Raw genomic sequence first — 19,772 nt, 5'->3', positions numbered from 1 at the left:
TTGTGATGGTTCAAATTTTATATTTTAAATGGAACCGAAGAATTGAAAATGATACTTCCTACCTAAGCTCTGATTACAAATAAAGCTAAAGTGGCAAATAAGTTCGGAAAAAGTTTGATTTGTCTTGTCCGATTAAAAAAAGCTCTGTGTAAAACTTTTATCCTTTCAAACTCGCAAAAATCCTCAAAATCCTTGCCTGACAAATAATGTAGGTTAGGTGTATCATACCAATGGAATGGCATTAAATCGGTGACAGGCGTTTTCCCACTGAGTAGGATGGAGGCACGAATTTGCCAATGAGAGAAATTGGGAAAGACGATGATTACTTGTTTACCAATACGTAAACATTCTTTTATAATCTCACCTGGATTTAATGTCTGTTGAATGGTTTGGTTGAGTATGACAAAATCAAAACTATGATCTAGATGGTGTTTTAATCCATCATCAATATCACCATGATGCACATATAAACTTTTTTTAACACATTGGATAATACATTTATCATCCTTTTCAATCCCTTGGACACGAACTCCTTTGTTTTTTAAGATTAACATGAGTTCGCCGTATCCACAACCAAGATCTAAAACTCTCTCTCCAGGTTTGACTAGATTGGCAATATAAGAAATGTCTGGTCTATTCTTTAAATCTAAACCAAGGGCCTCGTTAGTATGAATATTCAAAGGAAAACTCCTTCGTCAGTAGAACTTAAGAAATCCCTAAGGATAGAATCTTGTTGTTCACTCGGTAATAAAAAACTATCATGACCCGCAGGATTGTTGAGTTCTACAAAACTTACAGGTACTGCATTTACTTCTAAAGATTTGACAATCTCTTCTGATTGATATGGTGGATATAGCCAGTCCGATGTATAAGCGACTACCAAGAATCGACATCTAACCTTTGCTAGGACTTTTGTTAGTTCTTTTCCTGTTCCTAAGCTAAAGTGGTCTAGTGCTTTGGTTACATAAATATAAGAGTTTGCATCAAAACGGTCAACAAAGGATTCCCCTTGATAAATCAAATAACTTCCTACCGCAAAATCTGTGGACTGAATATTCCCTTTGGGTGGTTTACGACCAAACTTTTCCCTCATCATTTCATCACTCAAATAAGTGATGTGTCCCATCATCCGGGCAAGAGCTAACCCTTTCGAAGGTCTATTTTCCTGAGTGTACAATCCTTGGTTCCAGTTTGGATCAGAAAGTATGGCTTGTCTTCCCACTTCGTTAAAGGCAATTTGTTGTGCAGAGTGTTCCGATGACGATGCCATCACAATGCAGTTTTTCAGTCGGTCTGGATAGGCCACTGACCATTGTAAAGCTTGCATTCCACCCATAGAGCCACCGGCTACAGCAAATAATTTGTGAATTCCAAAAAAACTAATTAATTTCTCTTGTGCGTTTACCATATCTCCAATGGAGACAAAAGGAAAGGTGGATTGGAAAGGTTTCCCCGTTTTGGCATTGGTTGTTAGGGGACCGCTAGAACCCTTGCAACCTCCAATTACATTGGATGAAATAATAAAATATCGATTGGTATCGAATGCTTTTCCTGGACCAACGTAAAAGTCCCACCATCCGGGTCGTTTGTCACCTTCGTGAAAACCAGCAGCATGCGCATCGCCCGATAAGGCATGACAAACAAGGATGGCATTATCCTTTTTTTCGTTGAGTGAGCCATAGGTTTCGTAGGCTATTTCAAGAGGAGTGATGGTCTCACCCCCCTCTAAAGTAAAAGAGTCAAATCTGACGACTTGCGTCTGTACGACACCTACGGATCCGCGGGAAAACTCGTTCTGTTCGGAGGTAGGCATAGTCTTAATCAGATATTTTTTAATGCCTCTTCCAAGTCTACCAGAATGTCATCAATGTTTTCAAGTCCTACACTTAACCGAACAAATCCTGGGGTTACTCCCGCTGAAATTTGCTCAGGTCCAGTCAACTGTTGGTGCGTTGTGGATGCTGGGTGAATTGCAAGAGACTTCGCATCACCGATGTTAGCGAGAAGACTAAAAAGCTCCAATCCATCAATGAATTTCTTTGCCTTTTCAACCCCACCTTTGATTTCAAATCCAACGATGGCACCAAAGAGTCCACGTTCATGGTATTTTTTGGCAACGGAGTAGTTCTTATCCGATGGAAGACCAGGATAATTGACCCATTCAATTTTGGGATGTTTGGATAAAAAATCTGCTACTTTTAGTGCATTTGCAGAATGGCGCTCCATTCGGAGAGGGAGAGTTTCCACACCTTGTAAAATTTGCCAAGCGTTGAATGGAGAAATGGCGGGGCCAAGATCTCTTAAACCTTGCACTCTTGCTTTTAGGATAAAAGCGATATTTACTCCGCCAAATGGCTCGAACTTCCCGAAGACTTCCCAAAATTTTAATCCGTGGTATGAAGGATCAGGTTCAGTAAAGTTTTTAAATTTTCCATTACCCCAATTGAAACTTCCACCATCGATAATGATCCCGCCAATCGAAGTTCCATGTCCTCCTAAAAATTTCGTGAGTGAATGGACTACAATATCAGCACCGTGTTTGAGTGGGTTCACTAAATATGGAGATGGCATTGTGTTATCGATGACCAGAGGCACTCCCACCTCTTTCGCCACTTTGCTCACCGCGGCAATGTCTAAAGTATCTAACTTGGGATTTCCCAAAGTTTCTGCATAAAACGCTCTTGTTTTATCGTTGGAAGCTTTGCGAAAGTTTTCTGGATCAGATTGGTCAACAAAGTGGACTTTGATTCCGAGTTTGGGAAACGTATAATGAAGTAAATTGTATGTCCCACCATATAGGGAAGAAGAGGCGACGATTTCTTGGCCAGCTTCTACAATGTTTAAGAGTGCTAACATTTCCGCACTTTGTCCTGATGCTGTGGCAAGGGCCGCAACACCACCTTCCAAGGCCGCTACTCGTTTTTCTAAAACGTCAGTGGTTGGATTCATGAGGCGTGTATAGATATTTCCAAACTCTTGGAGACCAAAAAGCCGTGCAGCATGATCGGTGTCTTTAAATACATATGATGTGGTTTGGTACAAAGGTACGGCTCTCGATGTAGTGGTCGGGTCCGGTTCTTGCCCCCCGTGGAGTGCGATGGTTTCTGGTTTAAAATTACGTGGCATAGATTCCCCCAAATGGTCTGACCTAGTGTGATCCTCCTATCCAATTCGTCAAGAAAATATCCAATAAAATAGAAACTTGTTCTGTTTTATTGGATAAGGTGGTGCCCAATAGATTATTTCTTATTTTCAGGGTTAAACCTTACGATAATGATCGTATCGTGATGCAATACCGTCTGATCCAAGGCCTGGGAATTTTTTTCCTTCTGCCAATCCTTGCACTGGAAGCCCAAGTTTGGGTGCCCACGGGAACTGAGTCTAGACGTGCTTCCGCCTTACAGTTTGATGCCGGTGGAACGAGTTTCCAGAAAGACTATTACGGTTATGTTTCCCCTAATTTCACCTACAACCACGGTAGTAACTTTGGATATTCATTTTCTCTTCCGATCAACGCACTTGCTGTGGATAAAGACCCTTTGCAACTTGATAGTAAAGCTGGAAAAATTCGGGAGATGGATTATAACAGTAGAAATGATTACTCGCGAGTATTGAACTATATTTCTTATGGGACTTACAACCAACAGATTCCAGGAAAGGTAACTTATTCAGCTTATACAGGTAAGATGGTCGATGGGTATATTGGTCATGGAACCATCGTCAACAAATACCAAAGTTCTTCTCGTTTCGATGCTTACAATCCCGGTGTTATGGCTGATTTAAATACGGATTACGTGGGAGTGCAATATTTTGCTAATTCCGTTGTGAATTTTGAAGTAAACGCAGCACGAGTTTATATAAAACCTTTAGCAATTGGTAAATCGCTTTTTTCGTTATTTGATAAATCATCTGATTTAGTTTATTTGATGAATCTGAGAGGAAATGTCTTAGATGAGTCAGGGCGACTTAGCGTTGAGGAAGAAGCAGGAAGTGAAGAATTAAAAAACAAAAAAGCAGAAGAGGCAAGAAAAAAAGAAGTTCGACCCATTAGTAAAGATTCTCGTATGGAACTTGTCGATAACGACCCTTGGTACAATCGATTAACAATTGGTTATACAAAAGCTTGGGACAGGGCTGCTCCTGTTCAAATGTCTTATAATACGAATGGATCACCTGTTACAGAAAAACATTTAGACAATCCCAAAACGGCTCAAGTGACTCGAGCCTCCATCGAAGGAATGGATATCGAATACCGACTACTCAATTTACCTTTTGTGGAATTTACACCTTATTTAGACTTTAACAAAATTAAAGGTCTCGATGGGGCTCAAGGTACACATTATGGAAGTATATTTCGGTTAGGGACAAAAGATTTAAATATCATTTTGAAACCAGAGTTTCGCCAAATGACAGCCAACTATGCTCCCATGTATTTTGATAGTTTTTATGAAGTAGAACGATTTCAAAAATTTCCCATTTCTTCGCCTCTTCGCCCTAAATATGAATACTTAGAAAACCAGTCTAACTCCAAAGTAACGGGTTATTATCATACAGTTTATATCAATTTTTATCACCTTGGTTTTGAATTTGCACTTGAAGATTATGGTTTAAAAGGAAACAAACGTGTGTTTGCTGCCGCTTATATTCCACTAGGATCCTCTTTTTTAATGTCTTTTTACTATACTAAAAAAGGATTCGAATCTCAGGGAAAAGCCTTTGATTTGGACAATAACACACAGGCTGCTGCGGAGATTTCTAAGTCGTTTGGTCCTATAGTTTTGCGATTACAAAATTATAGAAAATACTATTTAGATAGCAGCGAAAAATCTTTCGTAAGCATAGATGAAATTCGATTTTTAGTCTCAGGTGGAATTAGTTTTTAATCGAAAACAATTGGTGTAATAGAGCTGAGTAAGCAAATTCTGTCCTAAGATTGATTTTTCCCAAACTGATCAGAGGGAAATTGTTTTCGCGGAAGAATAAAAGATCCTCAGGTTTCCATCCTGATTCGGGACCAAATACGAACAAAGATTGATTTGAAAACTCGGTTTGAGTTTTTATAATGGACTGGAAATCTATCCCTTCACGGTCTAAAACAAAAATTTTTCCATCCCAATCTTTTAGAAAAAATTTCCATGAAATAGTCCTCTCCCTGACCACAATAGGAAGCCGAGAGTTTCCTGTTTGGCTAAGGCCTGTCTCTAAATGAGATAAGGTTTCTTTCGTGTAAACTGGCGAGGTCCAGTATTCCTTATTTTTTGTTTCCGTAGCGTAAAAAAATACGGACTGTACTCCATACGCCCCGGCCAAGTGGAGAAGTTTTTTTCCAGTTTGGGGTCTAGGTAAAGAAAAGAAGGTATGGATGGGGAGTGGTTTTAAAGTTTCAGGAAGTAAAGACAACTTTTCCAGAGTTGTAAAAGAGTCTGATATGGTTTTAATTTTAAAAAGAAAATTACCTAAGTTTGGGACGACAACTTGAACCTGGTCTTCCGATTTCTTTTTTAAAACCGTTTGAATATGAGTATGTCTTTGGTCTGTTAGGTTTACAAAAAGGTTTTGTTGTAATTCTCTTTCATAAACAAGAATCCAATTCAAAGTTTATATCTCATAACTGGGTTTTGCACCTGGATCTGATTCTTCCGTTGAATCTTCTGGTATGGATTCTTCGTCTGGTCCTATCATTGGAGCTGGAAGTTGTTGTTCTTCTCTTAATTCCGGGTTAGGAGACTCAGGATAGGTTGACCACTTCCAAAAATACAAAAGTAAGATTGTAATTAATAGTATGGGAATGAATTTAATTTCTCTTTTTCTTTGACCTTGTTTCGATTTCAAATAATCAATAGGTGCATAGAGTAAATCAAGGATTAGTTCTTTATAACTTTGAAAAGAAGGTTTGAACTGAAAGGAAGGAATTGGCTCGGAGGCGTTTTGAAAATCCTCAGTCGAATCCAAATCGGGTACATAAGTAAAACGATGAGAACAAACAGGACATTGTACCAAAATGGTTCCCTGTGTGGCAGGGAACCGTAACATCGTGGAACAATTCGGACATTGTTTAACGAGATTCAATGAAGAACCTTCGTTTTTAGTATTTTAAAGAACTCTTCAATGCTTCTACGTTTTTCTTGTAGTGTTTATTCGAGTCTCGGTCGTTATAATCGAAAATCTTTGTAAAAAGTTTATCGAAGTAGTCCAAGTTTTTGAAATAGAATTGTTTTTTGAAATTATTTCTAATTGGGTTTGTTTTTGTATTCTCTACGTTTGCAAGAATGTATTTACCAACACCTTTTTCAGAAGGAGTTTCTGGAGTTCCCCACACTGGATAATCATCATGTTGGTAGAAGAGTTCGATTTTATCATCATGTGCTGGCGTTCCGTTAGGTGCAACGTCTGCAATGACCGAAATGATTTTATCTTCTAAAACAAAATTGTTTTGGTAAATATAAGTTCTTATTTTTGTAATATTTCTTGGTTGTTCTTTTCTTGGATCTGGATCAGCATTGTTAGCACCTTCATAAAAGAGTTCCATCTTTTTAAATTTGGCACCAAGGTTTTTTCCTGATCTTCCATCTTCACTACCAACAAAGTCAAAAACTTCTAAATGCAAACAAGTGTTATCTTGTGCTTCTTGTTTATCAGTGGCTTCACATCTTTCTCCATCAGCACTTGGTTTTCCTTTGTAAAGGACAGTGCGGTGAGGAAGAGTTCTCACTTTCATCTTAAATAAAACTGTGTGCAAACGAAGGCGTTTGTTCACTTCAGAAATATTATCATCTAGTTCTTTTTCCGTCTCAGTAATGGATTTACCGGATTGAGTGGGATCGATTCCAGCAGAAGTGGAACCTGTTTCCGAACTACCAGTTTGAGCGAAAACCCCAAAGTTGAGCAAAAGGATGGGGAGAATTAATTTTATTTTCATGTCCGAATCTTCCTAAAAGGTTAATTTGAGGATACCAAAGAACGACCAATGGTCGTAAACAACTATCCTGTAAAAATTATCGGTAAATCACCTAGAAGATTGAAGCCGAAACTCTTACTTTTTAGCGTTTCCATCCAAAATCCGGGAGGGACTCTAAATAAAAAGAAATTTCGGGGGGATGCAGAATTTCACCCGATTCCCAGTTTTTTGTGATCCATCTGCGTTCCACATAGTCACAATAGTCCTTTAGGTTTCGGCCAGAAGCTCCCTCCAAGGCCTCTGCCAGTTTTCTGTGGTCATTTTGACTTAATTGTTTGGCATATCCTTCCAAAATCTGAGCCCGCTCCTCTTTATTTGGCAAAGGAAAGTAAATTTTTCTGTCAAATCGGGACAAAAGGGCAGAGTCTAGGTCATGTTTTCTGTTGGTGGCACCAATCGTAATGGTTCCACTTCGTTCGGCAAACCCATCTAGTTTACGGAGGAGAACACTCAGTAGGTTTCTTGTCGCCTCAAAAAGCCCGTCCTCTCTTGAGGTTGCTAAAGAATCAATTTCATCTAAAAAGAGCATACATTTCGGGAAAAGTGCCGCTGCATCAAAGACCATTGCTAGGTTCTGTGAAGATTCTCCATAGTATTTGCTTAAGATGGATTCAATCGGCACATAAACCATAGGAACTCCACAGAGATGGGATACAATTTTGGCCATACTTGTTTTTCCCACTCCTGGTTCCCCTTCAAAAAGGACGGCACGGGGGAGGTTGGGGCTTGGTTTTTTACGGGTGAGTTTGGTGATCTCAAAAAAAGGTTCCGGTTTCAAAATGGGAAATACCAAACTTTCTAAAATCTGGGCCTTCACCCCATCATAACCAAAAATAGAATCAAAACCTAAATCATTTCCTTTTACTTTTTCTATATGGGGATCGTAAACTTCCGCACCGAGTTGGTGGAGGATGATTTTTGGATCTTTTGTACCTGTCCCTTCGGCTTTTAGAAACTGAAAAAGACTAAGAATGGTTTGGATTTCCTTGGTGGAAAAATCTCCCTGTTTGGAACATTCCATTTTTAAATCCGATTTAAAGGAAAACCGAATCCGAAATTTTCCAGATAGGTTCTTTTGGGGTTCAAATAGATTTTCATTTAATGCTTGGATACTAATGTATCCTTCTTCAAAATTATAAATTCGGAAGTTTTCGATGTAGTTTCTCACAATTCCAAGGCAGTCTAGGATTCGGTCTTTACCGACATTTTCAGTCCGAAACCGAAAAAGGGTTTCCTCTTTCTCCTGAACAAACTGGTAATTCGCATTCTTTAGTTCGGAAGCGAAGAGTTCCTTGGCCTTAAAGTAATCCAGAAGGGATTGTGAATTGGACATAAGGAACAAAATGCGGATCTTTCCCTTTTTTTTCAAGGAAGGATTTTGATTTCCTCCGACGAATACATTGGAGAGGTTGTACTGAAAATGGGTGAAGGTTCACTATCACAAGAAGACATAGACGCATTACTCGGTGGATTTAGTGGTGGAGCCAGTACCCCTGCTGGAGGTGGCTCTGGAGGAGGCGGTGGACTTGATGATTTGGATGCCCTCGTTGGTGGTGGCGGAGGCGACGACAATGGCCCATCTTTTGCTGATATTGCTGCTGCCTTAGGTCCGAGTGCCACTCCCGCACCGGCTAGATCCGGTGCAAAGGCGCAATCTAGTTCAGGCAATAATACCGCAAACCTTAATCTACTTTTAGATGTTACACTTCAGTTAACCATTGAACTTGGTCGAACCACAATGTTCATTAAAGATGTTCTCCAGTTGACAGAAGGAACTGTTGTCGAGTTGGATAAAAATATTGGGGAAGAATTGGATATTCTTGCCAACGGAAAACTGGTTGGAAGAGGAAAACTCATAATCTTGGATGATTATTACGGAGTTCAAATCACACAAATCGTGGATCCAATGGAAAGACTAGGTGGTCCAGCCTTCTTATAACGATTTGATACAAAGTTGGGATATGAAGAAGTAGGAAAGATTCCAAATTACCCTGAAGGACAGAATTGTTACTTTCTATGCAAAAAATTGACTGTTGATTCTCCTTGACACCAATCCTTTCCCTATCAAATTGTTCTATATGTTACTTCTAGCCATTGTGTAGACCGCCAAAACGGTGAACTTGTTTTGGATACCCCGCCTAAATTTAATTAGGAGGCGGCTATCTTCGCACAGGCGGTCTAATCCCTCTCATCCACTGTTTTGGTCTCCTCTTTTTGTTTTGCCGCAAAAACTGGATATGGTACGTGAATCAGAACTATCTAAATTTCAAAAGTTCTCAAAGAAAAAACGTTTTGATGAGGAAGACGAGGAATTTTCATCTTTAAAACCAAAAATAAAATCCCATCGTTTCCGTTCTGACGTAGATGAATTTCGTTGCATAGAATGCAAACAAATGGTTTTTCCCCCTGGGTTTGGAACTGACCAAAGAAACCACTGTCCGAACTGTTTGACGAGTTTACATCTCGACAACTCACCTGGTGATCGAGCGGCCACCTGTGGAAGTAAGATGGAAGCCATATCCATTTGGGTCAGAAGAGGGGAATGGGTGATTTTGCATCGCTGTAAAGGATGTGGGGTGATCCATGCCAATCGAATCGGGCCAGATGATAACGAAGCGCTACTTCTTTCACTTGCGGCCCAAGCGATGGCAAAACCTAGTTTTCGATTGTTTAGAGAAAATCCGGTGGAAGACCCACCGGATGACAAGTGCTAGACTGTGAATTGGGCACTCTTCGTTTTTGATTACTGTGCCTTTGTTTTTTTCCCTTCCGTTAAGTTGGCAATGAGATTTGGTAGGTTCATCACATCCGCAGGGATGAGGATTTCCGTATTCTCTTTGGCAACATTGAGGAAGTTATGGATAAAGGCTTTAGTGATTTGGAGTTTGATCGCTGAGGCACCACCTTGGTCAGAGATGGCCCCTGCGATGGATTCAATTCCTTTTGCTGTCGCTTGCGCAAGTGCTTCAATTTCTTTTGCCTTTCCTTCCGCAGAGTTAATCCTTCTTTGTTTTTCTCCTTCCGATTTGTTCACGGCTTCCTCCTTAAAACCGAGGGAACGGTTGATTCTAGAATCTCTTTCCCCTTCAGAAAGAAGCACTTGGGAACGTTTGGCGATTTGTGCTTTTTTTTCTTTTTCCATTGCATCGAGAACGGACTTCGGTGGAACAATATTCAAAATTTCATACCGATTGACTTTGATTCCCCAAGGTTCAGAGGCTTGGTCGATCGCCGCTACAATTGTGGAGTTGATTAAATCTTTTTCCCCGATGGTTTTGTCCAGTTCCATAGTTCCAATCACGGAACGCATCGTGGTTTGTGCTAGTTGGATTGCAGCAAATTGAAAGTCTTCGATTCCATAGGAGGCACGAACTGGATCAATGATTTTTAAATAAATTACTCCATCCACTTTCACCTGAACGTTATCATGTGTGATACAAATTTGTGGTTGTACATCTATCGATTGTTCTTTGAGAGTATGGTAATATGCATCCCGATCGATAAATGGAATGAGGATATGAAATCCGGCCCGCAATGTACGCGAGTATTTTCCCAATCGTTCCACAATTAAAACATCCTGTGCCGGGATAATACGGATGCAGCGAAATATTTTATAAATCAAATAAATGGCTATGATCGACCAAAAGGCTAAGTATACAAATTCCATACTATTCTCCTACCTGTGGGATTTTTGTTGTTATTTTGGATAGGCCTTCAAACACTCCACCGATGTTTGCCAAAGTTTCCGGAACCACTGTGGTTTTCGATGTTTTTAGAATTTGACCGAGAGCATCCAAATACTCTTGTGTGATTTGTAAACTAACGGCTTCTTTCCCACCTTTTTTGCTAATGGCTTCGGAGATGAGTTGTAAACCTTTTGCTGTTGCATTAGAAATGAGTGTAATTTCCTGTGCTCTACCATCTGCTTCGTTGACCAATCGAATTTTTTCCCCTTCAGAAATGTTAATTGATTCTTGTCTTTCTCCTACAGAATGATTCACCCGAGACTCCTTTTCCCCTTGGGAAATGGTGATCTCTGCTCGCCTTTCTCTTTCTGATTTCATTTGGTTTTCCATCTCAAGAAGGATTTGTTTAGGTGGAGTGATATTACGAATTTCGTATCTTGTGACTTTGATTCCCCAAGGATCGGTAGCTCGATCGATATTGGAAACCACTCGTCCATTGATTTCATCTCTTTCGGAAAGTAGATTATCAAAGATTAATTTTCCAATTTCGGAACGAAGAGTGGTTTGCGCAAGTTGTGTTGTTGCCAACATAAAGTTATCAATTCCGTAAGATGCTTTTTCTCCATCGATTACTTTTAAATATAATACTCCATCTACTTCAACAGATACGTTGTCTTTAGTGATACAAACTTGTGGATCAATATCAATAGTTTGTTCTTTTAAGTTTTGACGGTAACGAATTTGGTCTACAAAAGGGATCATAAAATAAAATCCCGATTTTAAAACCCCATTGAGTACACCTAATCTTTCTTTAACATAAACACTTTGTTCTGGAACAATGATGATTGTCTTTTTGATGATATATACAACGATCAAAAAGACAACGATGACGGTCGCGCCCATAGTTTCTCCTTTGTGACGTTTGAGCCTATTCGAAGAACGAAAAAGAGAAAAGGGTTTTTTTATCTAAGTTTGAAAAAAATGAAACCTTTCTTAGGACTCTACTCTTTCTACAGTGAAGGTAAGGTTTTCCCGAGACAAAATTCGCACATAATTTCCTTTGGGAATTTTTGAATCTTTAGAGACTGCATCCCAAAGGGTTCCTTGAAATCGAATTTTTCCTCCATGTCTTTCTACTAAAATATCAATTTCAACAGGCACGATCTGATTTAGATAGTCATCTTGGATAAAAGGATCTACAGAGGATTCGGATTTAAAAAAACGTTTTACGGCAGTTCCGCCAACTAAGATAGAGACAAAACTAGAAATGACCCAAACAATCACTTGGGTATAAAATTCGATAGGCAATAAACGAGCTAAAATTCCTGTAAATATGGCTCCTATTCCTAAAAACATCACAAAAGTTCCCGGAAGGAGAAATTCAGAGAACAACAAAGTAATTCCAAGGAAAATCCAGACATAAGGTGAGTTTGCAAAAATAAAATCCAATGGGAACCTCTAAAGAAAAGGAATATCGAATTCTGGATAAGGCAAGAAAAATAATACTTTGATTTCGGAGGAAGGCATGGAACCTGTCTTGTGTGAAACGAATTTTCCTTATTTTACTAGGAGTCTTTCTCCTCCTTCAATTTTTCCCCATCAATCGCTCGAATCCCCCAGTCAAGTCTGAGATCCAAACGACTAATGAGATCAAAGAAATCTTAAAGCGCAGTTGTTATGATTGTCATTCGAACGAAACAGTTTGGCCGGCTTACTCCTATATTTTCCCTGCCTCCTTACTTATTTCTCACCATGTGGAAGAAGGAAGAGACGAATTGAATTTTTCGGAATTTGGACTTCTCTCAGAAAAGAAACAAAACAAAAAAATCTTCGAAATTTGGGAACAAGTTGAGGAAGATGAGATGCCTCCTAAAGACTATCTTTTATTGCATCCAACGGCAAAGTTATCAGACAAAGATAAAGAAGTTTTGAAAAAATGGTCGGACCATTTAAGTGAGGATTCCGAATGAAAGAGAAAAAATTGTGGGGTGGCCGTTTTGAAGCACCTCCTTCTTCTCTTATGATTCGGATTGGGGAGTCGATTAGTTTTGATAAAGAACTTTATGCTCATGATATTGAAGGTTCCATTTCTCATTCTCGAATGTTAAAACGAATTGGAATTCTTTCCGAATCGGAACAACGAAAAATCGAAACGGGTCTAGGCCAGATCAAAAAGGAAATAGATTCAGGGAAGTTTGAATTCAAAATCGAAAACGAAGACATCCATATGTCTGTTGAGTCTCGCCTAACGGAGCTTCTGGGTGATTTAGGTAAGAAACTGCATACGGGGCGAAGTCGAAATGATCAGGTTTCCCAAGATGTGCGATTGTACATTAAATCTGAAGTTGAAGGTATTTTGGTTTTATTATTGGATTTACTTTCTTCTTGGATTGTGAAGGCAGAAGCCCATACTAAAACCATTATACCTGGTTATACCCATTTACAAATTGCCCAACCCATTCGTGCTTCTCATTATTTTTTGTCTCATTTTTGGGCAAACGTTCGGGACTTTGAAGATTTTTTTGCGGCTTATGAAAGGGCTGACGAACTTGTGTTAGGTTCTGGTGCTTTGGCCGGTGTAAACTATGCCACCGATAGGGATTTTTTGAAAAAAGATTTGTCTCTTTCTCGGATTTCCGAAAATTCGATGGATGCGGTGAGTCAAAGGGATCATATTTTTAAATTTCTTTTTGCGGCATCGCAGTTTATGATCCATGTCTCTCGTTTTTGCGAAGAGATCATTCTTTATACTTCTCAAGAATTCAGTTATTTTAAATTGCCTGACCATTTAACGACAGGTTCTTCCATTATGCCACAAAAGAAAAATCCTGACGTGGCAGAACTCATTCGCGGGAAAGCGGGGCGTGTGATTGGAAGTTTGACCCATGTTCTCGTAATGCTCAAAGGTACTCCTTTATCCTATAATAGGGATTTCCAAGAAGACAAACTCCCGTTATTTGATACTGTCAAACAAATCAGGCTTAGTATTGAAGGGGTTCGAGATATGGTTCAAGGCATTCAAGTTTTTCCTGAAAATGCAACAAGAAGTCTTCGTTCTGGATTTTCTACGGCGACAGACCTTGCCGATTGGCTTGTCAGTGCAAAAGGAATTCCGTTCCGCTCGGCACACGAAATTGTAGGCGAGTTAGTTAAAAATTGTTCGAGTAAGGGTTATGATTTATTCACCATCCCGAGTGGCGAAAGGGGCCAAATCCATGCAGTCCTTACTGATCCAGGTTATGAAGCGGCTATATCACTTGAAACCTCTTGTGACAAAAAAGACGTGATGGGAGGAACTGCATTCCCTCGTCAAAAAGAACAAATCAAACGTGCTAAGGCAAAAGTAAACGAATTGACCAAAAAGCTAAAATCAATAGAATCTAAGGTTAAAAAGTAAATATGAAATCCAAGTGTATCAATAAAGTCATTTTCTTCTCCATTTTCTTTTTGTTTGTTTCGCAAACAATTCAGTGCAGTGACCAAAGATTTAAAAAAATTACATACGAACCGATTTCGTATTCGCCTGCGAAGGTCATTGTGAAACGCCAAGATGTGACTTCAGTCAAGCTGCCTGAGAAACCAGCCATTTACGCTGTATTCAATACCACAGTCGGTGATTTAGTGTTAGAACTTTATGATACGGCTGCTCCGAAAACGGTACAAAATTTTATCGATTTGGCCCAAGGGGAAAAAGAGTTCAGAACCGACAAAGGTTCCGAAAGAAGACCCTTTTATGATGGTCTTAAATTCCACCGTGTCATAGATAACTTTATGGCACAGGGCGGATGTCCAAGAGGCGACGGAACAGGTGGTCCGGGATACCAAATCGAAGATGAAATCAATGCGAAGGCTCTGGGTCTAGATAAATTAAAAATCAAAGATGCTCCCCAATACCAGTCGCAATTACAAAGGGCAGTCCTTGCTGAATTTAAAATACAATCCAGAGCTGAGTTTGAAGAAAAAAGAACCGAGGTAGAAAAAGCATACCAAGAGGCTATGGAATTACCTGTTTTAGAAGTCTTACACCGAGTCGGATACAGGTATAACGAAGTCCTTCCTAGTAAAAAAGCACTTCGTGGTTCTCTTGCTATGGCCAATGCAGGACCCAATACCAATGGATCACAATTTTTTATCAACCAAGTGGACACTCCGCATCTGGACGGCCTTCATACGGTATTTGGATTTTTGGTTTCGGGATATGATGTCCTGGATCGAATCATTGAAAAAGGAAACCTGCAGACAACCATTCGTAAGGTTGTCGTTATAGACAAACGCCAATGAACTACTTAGAAGGAATTGAAGTCATACAGAAATACACATCCGGTTCCTCAGTGGAACCGGTGTTAAAATTTATTATGACTGTTCCTCATAATGAAGAAGCCTTTGCAAATGCTTTAGATGAAATTGGGGGAATCAATCGTTATCCGGATACCTTTGTTGGGCTTCTTAGTTTTATCAGTTTTATCCTTGGCCAAAAGTCAAAAATGAGTCAACTCTACGAGACGGCCCTGGAACGATACGAGTCTTTAAACCAAGTCACATCCAAAAGGCGGCCTACCGAGGAAGAATCAAAAATCAAACGCACTTTAACTGACTTTATTTTAAAAATTGAGAAGGTTTTTGAAATTCAGGATTTGACGGACGAAAGTTTGGTAAAGGAACTTAACCGTTTTGTTTCCGAGGCAAACCTCTATGGGGTCACGGAAAATGAGATCAAAAATCTGAAGGTATCTTCAAAAACGGTAGCCCTTGTGGAACCGCATTTGGACAAACAGCGGGAAAACTACTACCAGTACAAAAAACTAAGTTCTGTAATGACAAGACTCATTCGAATTGCCGATTACATTTTGGCAGAAGCAAAAATGGGTGCTAGTTAGGGTTTTTATGTCCTAAAAATTCTTTCGGAAAATCAAAGTCCTGCCGAAATCTTTAAGTGTATGCGGTCTTTCCGAACATCTGTTATTTTAGGCATTTTTTTGGTCAGGTCCCTTGCGGCCTTTCCTGATCGTGATGCACGAGGGGAAAGGATCGATAATTTTGTCTCCCTCCAATCCAAAATTAACCTTTCGCTTACCAAAAGGAGTTACCAATCAGGAGAAAGAATTCCGCTTACCTTTACTGTCACCAATACAGGAAAGGAAGTTGTCCGCATATTTCCTTCTTTTGATTTCCGTTTTTCTTTCCAAATCATAGTGAAAGATGAAAATGATCGTATCCTTACACCCATAGAAGACCCTGAATTTCCGGATCCAGTCCTCAAACGTAGGACGACCATCGTTAATTTAGTGGGTGATGAAAATAAAGAAATTAGTCTTCATCGCAATGAATCCTTTTCTAAAACCATTTATTTGGATGAACATTATAGTTTTTTACCTGACCAAAAGTTTTATGTAACTGGTTATTTTTATCCTAATTATACAGAAGATAAATCCGCCTTCCTCCGTTCGCAGAATACAGTAGGATTTCTATTTCAAAATCCTAAAGCAGATAGAAAAGAAACCGTCACTCGGCAAATTACGGAAAATGGAGGACTATCTCCAGAAGAGACCATTTTTCTTTTCCTTGGTGCCGAAATGAAAAAACATTGGGAATACCACTTTAAGTGGATCGATTTTTCGGAATATATTTTGGCGTATGATCGTTTTAGCAGTGCTTATACCGAAGCTGGAGTAGGAGAGCGTGAAACAATCATTGAGGATTTTAAAGAGTATTTGACGGAGACACCCTCCGGTGTTTTAAAATACTTTAAGGTGATGAATGTGGACTATCCTTCTAAACGAGATGCGAGAGTCCAGGTCTATGTCGAAAGAATGATGGGTCGGTTCAAAACAAGGTACGAATATATATACACCTTGCGACAAGAAGAAGGAAGCCGTGTTGGATTTTGGCAGATTAAAAACTTACTCGTAAAGGTAAAAAAATGACGGAAATCCTTTCCCAAGACGAAATTGATGCCCTGTTAAATGCCATCTCCTCAGGAGAAGTCTCCGAGGATGAATACTCATCGGTTGGGGAACAAAAGAAAGTCAAAATCTACGACTTTAAACGTCCGGATAAATTTTCAAAAGACCAAATTCGTACATTGCAGATGATGCACGAGACATTTGCTCGTTTGGCAACAACAGGTTTATCTGCTCAGTTACGCGCTTTAGTTGTGGTGCACGTGGCATCGGTGGATCAGTTAACTTACGAAGAATTCATTCGTTCCATTCCTAATCCTACCACTCTTGCTGTGATCAATATGGACCCACTACGCGGTTCTGCTATTTTGGAAATTGACCCTTCGATTTCCTTTACCATCATCGATCGTTTGTTCGGTGGTAAGGGGGAATCTTCTAAGGTCAACAGAGAACTTTCTGATATCGAGTTGTCTGTAATGGAAGGTATCATCGTCAGGATTCTTGGAAACTTACGAGAATCATGGTCTACTGTAATCGATTTGCGTCCAAGACTTGGAAACATTGAAACAAACCCACAATTCGCGCAAGTAGTGCCTCCCAATGACATGGTGGTATTAATTACCTTAGAAACCAAGGTGGGCGAAGTGGAAGGGATGACAAACCTTTGTATTCCCTATATCACAATTGAACCTATCATCAATAAACTTTCTGCACAGTATTGGTATTCCTCTATCCGTAAAGGGGAAGTGGACGAAAACCGTGCTGTCATCCAAGAACGACTCGACCAAGTGAAAATCCCTCTAATTTCCGAAGTAGGCAGTGTTGACATTTCTCTCAATGATCTTATGAACCTTCATGTGGGGGATGTAATTAAATTGGAAAACACTCCAATCAAAACTGACCTTATGGTAAAAGTTGGGGATCGTAGTAAGTTCAAGGCCACACCAGGCCGTGTCGGGAACCGACTTGCCATCCAAATTGGCGATAGCATTGAGGACATTCCTGATGAACTTCTTGGATCCACAAGATCGGAACAAGAATATTAATTTTCGCTAAACAGAGTTTATGCGAAAAAATATTCAATTTGTAGTATTATTAAAGATTTTTACTTCTCTTCAATTTGTGACTCGTATCATCTCCGCTTTCGGGATTTTGGTATTTTTCATCTTTAGCGTTTCTATTGATGCTAAAACCAAAAACACTTCGGAAAAACGTGCGAGGAAATCCGCTAGGGTTCACCAAACCATTGTTCTTTCTATTGATGGATTTCCTGCTTACTACTTATCTGATTCCAAATACCAAGCTTATTTTCCCCATCTAAGCGAAATCTTCCAAAAGTATGGAGTTTCTGAAATTAATACCATAAATCCGTCTGTCACTTATCCCGCGCATACTTCAATGGTGACGGGAAAAGATCCGGCAGAACATGGAATTTATAACAATACCTTATCCGATCCTTTTGAAAAAAATGATGGGGGATGGATGTGGTATACCGAAGACATCGTTAGTCCAACACTTTGGGATTTGGCAAAAGAGAATCACAAAACGACTGCCAATGTATTTTGGCCCGTCACTGTGGGTGCTCATATAAATTGGAACCTTCCCCAATATTGGAGAAAAAAAATTCCAGAAGATGACAAACTCCTCCGAGTTCTTTCCACAAAGGATCTTCACAAAGAAGCGGAACTCGCCGTTGGATCTCCGTTAAACGACGTCTCTAAAGATGAAGTGAAATTAAAAACAGCCACTTGGCTTTTTCAAAATAAAAAACCGGATCTGATGTTTGTATACACTACTGATTTGGATACCAACCACCACGGGTTTGGCCCTGGGTCTGACAAAGCCCTTAAACGGCTTTCGGAATTGGACAAAGCCATTTTTGAATTTTTACAGTCTGTGGGTGCTTTTACACCCAAAGGTCCGGGACTTGTGATTGTTTCTGACCACGGGTTTCATTCCGCTGAATCTGTTTGTGCACCAAATGTGGTTTTAAAACAAAAAGGTTATATTCAAGACGAGGCCGGTACTTACCAGCTTACTTTTAAAAGTTCTGGTGGAACCGCGATACTTTTGCCGGGGACAAGGGCAGAGATTTCCGTAGAGGAATTGAATTCGATTGTTTCTGAAATTCTTACTGCCTGTCCAGGATCTGAGTGGATACCTACCTCCGCCAATGGAATGTTAAGTGATACTTCTTTCTCTCCAGAGGATGAGATTAGTTCTATTCAAAAAAAAATCCATCCGAAAGCTTTGGGACTTTTTCGTACTAAGCAGTCCATGTTTTTTAGTGGAACCAGAAAAGGGGATGTGTTTACCAAGTCCCAAACCAAGATCCACGGACACGGGTATTGGAATGAAAACCCTGAGATGAAAACCATTGGATTTGTGTATGACCCAACGGGGAAAAAACACGAGTTCCTATCGGTTAAAGATGTTTTTGGGATCGTTAAAGATATGTTAGGTCTTAATGAGAAAAAAAACAAAGGGATTCGTGTTTCCAGAAAACCCTGATCTAGAATCAAACTGAATCGGATAAAACAGTGGTTCTTATTTTCTTAGTAAACTAAGAATGGCCTCTCCAACGGCCTTTGCCGACTGCGGATTTTGTCCCGTCACAAGCCTATCGTCCACTTCTACATGAGAGTTCCAAGGAGCTGATTTGGAATACTGACCACCGGCAGCGATCAGTTTTTCTTCCAAAAGAAATGGAACCACTCCTTCTAGTTTCACAATTTCTTCTTCTTCGTTGGAAAATCCATTAACTCGTTTCCCCGCAATTAGTTTGGAGCCATTGGACAAAGTGACATTGACGAGGGCCGAGGGACCGTGACAAACGGCTCCCACAATCCCACCTGATTCATAGATGGATCTTGTGAGGCCTTGTAGTTCCTCATTGTCTGGAAAGTCCCACATGGTCCCGTGTCCCCCAGCAAAATATATGGCAGAGTAGTCACTAGGATTAATTTCTTTTGGAGACTTGGTATGAATCCGTTTTTCCCGGTAAAGGGGATGGTTCCAAAATTCTTTGTTGGCTGCATCCTCCAAATCAAATCCATCCACAGGAGGTTCACCCCCTTTCGGACTGACCAAATCCATTTCCACTCCGGCATCGTGTAAGACCTTCCATGGGTGAGCTACTTCACCCAAATGGTAACCAGTGGAACCGGCGTTCCCTTTTTCTCCGTGGCTTGTTAATACAAATAATACTTTTTTCATTGGGTCCTCGCT

General features: G+C 39.9%; 21 protein-coding genes and 1 pseudogene. 11 read left to right on the top strand and 11 right to left on the bottom strand.

What is annotated here, in order from left to right; genetic code table 11:
- Nucleotides 1-62 precede the first annotated feature (62 nt).
- The 3 genes from metW to ND811_RS06415 are packed head-to-tail and all read right to left on the bottom strand — an operon-like array spanning nucleotide 63 to nucleotide 3,126.
- Nucleotides 63-680, bottom strand: a complete 618-nt coding sequence (gene metW / locus ND811_RS06425; RefSeq protein WP_135744179.1) for a methionine biosynthesis protein MetW — start codon at nucleotides 678-680, stop codon at nucleotides 63-65.
- A complete protein-coding gene (gene metX / locus ND811_RS06420) occupies nucleotides 677-1,813 on the bottom strand; it encodes a homoserine O-acetyltransferase MetX (protein ID WP_265351276.1) in 1,137 nt (378 codons plus the stop codon). Before metX ends, metW begins: the two co-directional genes overlap by 4 nt.
- 8 nt (nucleotides 1,814-1,821) lie before the next feature.
- Entirely contained in the window at nucleotides 1,822-3,126 is a 1,305-nt protein-coding gene (locus tag ND811_RS06415) for an O-acetylhomoserine aminocarboxypropyltransferase/cysteine synthase family protein (RefSeq protein WP_265351275.1), read from the bottom strand.
- A gap of 161 nt (nucleotides 3,127-3,287) precedes the next feature.
- On the opposite strand from ND811_RS06415, the gene ND811_RS06410 reads away from it, so the two are divergent.
- On the top strand, nucleotides 3,288-4,883 hold the full coding sequence (locus ND811_RS06410; protein ID WP_322113451.1) for a hypothetical protein: 1,596 nt from the start codon (nucleotides 3,288-3,290) through the stop codon (nucleotides 4,881-4,883).
- On the opposite strand, the gene ND811_RS06405 is transcribed toward ND811_RS06410, so the two are convergent.
- From ND811_RS06405 to ND811_RS06390, 4 genes are all read right to left on the bottom strand, one after another.
- Nucleotides 4,873-5,595 carry an RsmE family RNA methyltransferase gene (locus tag ND811_RS06405; protein ID WP_265351273.1) on the bottom strand — a complete coding sequence of 241 codons (723 nt, stop codon included), beginning with the start codon at nucleotides 5,593-5,595 and terminating at the stop codon, nucleotides 4,873-4,875. The two genes, ND811_RS06410 and ND811_RS06405, sit on opposite strands and share 11 nt — an antisense overlap.
- Before the next feature lie 3 nt (nucleotides 5,596-5,598).
- Entirely contained in the window at nucleotides 5,599-6,033 is a 435-nt protein-coding gene (locus ND811_RS06400) for a hypothetical protein (protein WP_265368895.1), read from the bottom strand.
- A 52-nt stretch (nucleotides 6,034-6,085) separates the two neighbouring features.
- Nucleotides 6,086-6,919 carry a flagellar-coiling protein FcpB gene (gene fcpB / locus ND811_RS06395; RefSeq protein ID WP_265351271.1) on the bottom strand — a complete coding sequence of 278 codons (834 nt, stop codon included), beginning with the start codon at nucleotides 6,917-6,919 and terminating at the stop codon, nucleotides 6,086-6,088.
- Nucleotides 6,920-7,040: 121 nt separating this feature from the next.
- Nucleotides 7,041-8,291, bottom strand: coding sequence for an AAA family ATPase (locus tag ND811_RS06390; protein ID WP_407658879.1), 1,251 nt, complete (start codon nucleotides 8,289-8,291; stop codon nucleotides 7,041-7,043).
- An 87-nt stretch (nucleotides 8,292-8,378) separates the two neighbouring features.
- Here ND811_RS06390 and fliN point away from each other — a divergent pair, with 87 nt between their 5' ends.
- The 3 genes and pseudogenes from fliN (at nucleotide 8,379) to ND811_RS06380 (ending at nucleotide 9,672) form a co-directional block, all read left to right on the top strand.
- Nucleotides 8,379-8,897, top strand: coding sequence for a flagellar motor switch protein FliN (gene fliN, locus ND811_RS06385; protein WP_265351610.1), 519 nt, complete (start codon nucleotides 8,379-8,381; stop codon nucleotides 8,895-8,897).
- Nucleotides 8,898-9,005 (top strand): annotated as a pseudogene (locus tag ND811_RS19570) (GNAT family N-acetyltransferase); the annotation flags it as partial. It lies immediately after the preceding gene.
- Between the two features lie 190 nt (nucleotides 9,006-9,195).
- Complete coding sequence (locus tag ND811_RS06380) at nucleotides 9,196-9,672, top strand: RNHCP domain-containing protein (protein ID WP_265351269.1); 477 nt, start codon at nucleotides 9,196-9,198, stop codon at nucleotides 9,670-9,672.
- A 29-nt stretch (nucleotides 9,673-9,701) separates the two neighbouring features.
- Here ND811_RS06380 and ND811_RS06375 read toward each other — a convergent pair whose 3' ends face one another.
- The 3 genes from ND811_RS06375 to ND811_RS06365 all read right to left on the bottom strand — a co-directional run bounded on the left by ND811_RS06375 (nucleotide 9,702) and on the right by ND811_RS06365 (nucleotide 12,093).
- Entirely contained in the window at nucleotides 9,702-10,625 is a 924-nt protein-coding gene (locus ND811_RS06375; RefSeq protein ID WP_265351268.1) for an SPFH domain-containing protein, read from the bottom strand.
- Between the two features lies 1 nt (nucleotide 10,626).
- On the bottom strand, nucleotides 10,627-11,547 hold the full coding sequence (locus tag ND811_RS06370) for an SPFH domain-containing protein (RefSeq protein ID WP_265351267.1): 921 nt from the start codon (nucleotides 11,545-11,547) through the stop codon (nucleotides 10,627-10,629).
- 90 nt (nucleotides 11,548-11,637) lie between these two features.
- Complete coding sequence (locus ND811_RS06365; RefSeq protein ID WP_265351266.1) at nucleotides 11,638-12,093, bottom strand: NfeD family protein; 456 nt, start codon at nucleotides 12,091-12,093, stop codon at nucleotides 11,638-11,640.
- 92 nt (nucleotides 12,094-12,185) lie between these two features.
- On the opposite strand from ND811_RS06365, the gene ND811_RS06360 reads away from it, so the two are divergent.
- Genes ND811_RS06360 through ND811_RS06330 form a run of 7 tightly spaced genes read left to right on the top strand, consistent with a single transcriptional unit; the run spans nucleotide 12,186 to nucleotide 19,055 of the window.
- On the top strand, nucleotides 12,186-12,614 hold the full coding sequence (locus tag ND811_RS06360; RefSeq protein WP_265351265.1) for a heme-binding domain-containing protein: 429 nt from the start codon (nucleotides 12,186-12,188) through the stop codon (nucleotides 12,612-12,614).
- Complete coding sequence (argH, locus tag ND811_RS06355) at nucleotides 12,611-14,041, top strand: argininosuccinate lyase (protein WP_265351264.1); 1,431 nt, start codon at nucleotides 12,611-12,613, stop codon at nucleotides 14,039-14,041. The genes ND811_RS06360 and argH overlap by 4 nt, the downstream gene beginning before the upstream one ends.
- A gap of 2 nt (nucleotides 14,042-14,043) precedes the next feature.
- Nucleotides 14,044-14,925 carry a peptidylprolyl isomerase gene (locus tag ND811_RS06350; RefSeq protein WP_265351263.1) on the top strand — a complete coding sequence of 294 codons (882 nt, stop codon included), beginning with the start codon at nucleotides 14,044-14,046 and terminating at the stop codon, nucleotides 14,923-14,925.
- Nucleotides 14,922-15,521 carry a hypothetical protein gene (locus ND811_RS06345; RefSeq protein WP_265351261.1) on the top strand — a complete coding sequence of 200 codons (600 nt, stop codon included), beginning with the start codon at nucleotides 14,922-14,924 and terminating at the stop codon, nucleotides 15,519-15,521. The genes ND811_RS06350 and ND811_RS06345 overlap by 4 nt, the downstream gene beginning before the upstream one ends.
- A gap of 60 nt (nucleotides 15,522-15,581) precedes the next feature.
- Nucleotides 15,582-16,568, top strand: a complete 987-nt coding sequence (locus tag ND811_RS06340; protein ID WP_265351260.1) for a hypothetical protein — start codon at nucleotides 15,582-15,584, stop codon at nucleotides 16,566-16,568.
- The gene (fliM, locus tag ND811_RS06335; protein WP_002974265.1) at nucleotides 16,565-17,590 is read left to right on the top strand and encodes a flagellar motor switch protein FliM; all 1,026 of its coding nucleotides are present in this window, start codon (nucleotides 16,565-16,567) and stop codon (nucleotides 17,588-17,590) included. The genes ND811_RS06340 and fliM overlap by 4 nt, the downstream gene beginning before the upstream one ends.
- Nucleotides 17,591-17,609: 19 nt before the next feature.
- The gene (locus tag ND811_RS06330; RefSeq protein WP_265351258.1) at nucleotides 17,610-19,055 is read left to right on the top strand and encodes an alkaline phosphatase family protein; all 1,446 of its coding nucleotides are present in this window, start codon (nucleotides 17,610-17,612) and stop codon (nucleotides 19,053-19,055) included.
- A 36-nt stretch (nucleotides 19,056-19,091) separates the two neighbouring features.
- On the opposite strand, the gene ND811_RS06325 is transcribed toward ND811_RS06330, so the two are convergent.
- The gene (locus tag ND811_RS06325) at nucleotides 19,092-19,760 is read right to left on the bottom strand and encodes a type 1 glutamine amidotransferase domain-containing protein (RefSeq protein ID WP_265351257.1); all 669 of its coding nucleotides are present in this window, start codon (nucleotides 19,758-19,760) and stop codon (nucleotides 19,092-19,094) included.
- Nucleotides 19,761-19,772 lie beyond the last annotated feature (12 nt).

This window comes from Leptospira soteropolitanensis (assembly GCF_026151655.1).
Classification (GTDB): domain Bacteria; phylum Spirochaetota; class Leptospiria; order Leptospirales; family Leptospiraceae; genus Leptospira_A; species Leptospira_A soteropolitanensis.
The sequence above is the reverse complement of the archived record's forward strand: the minus strand, read 5'-3'. Positions and strand labels throughout refer to the sequence as shown.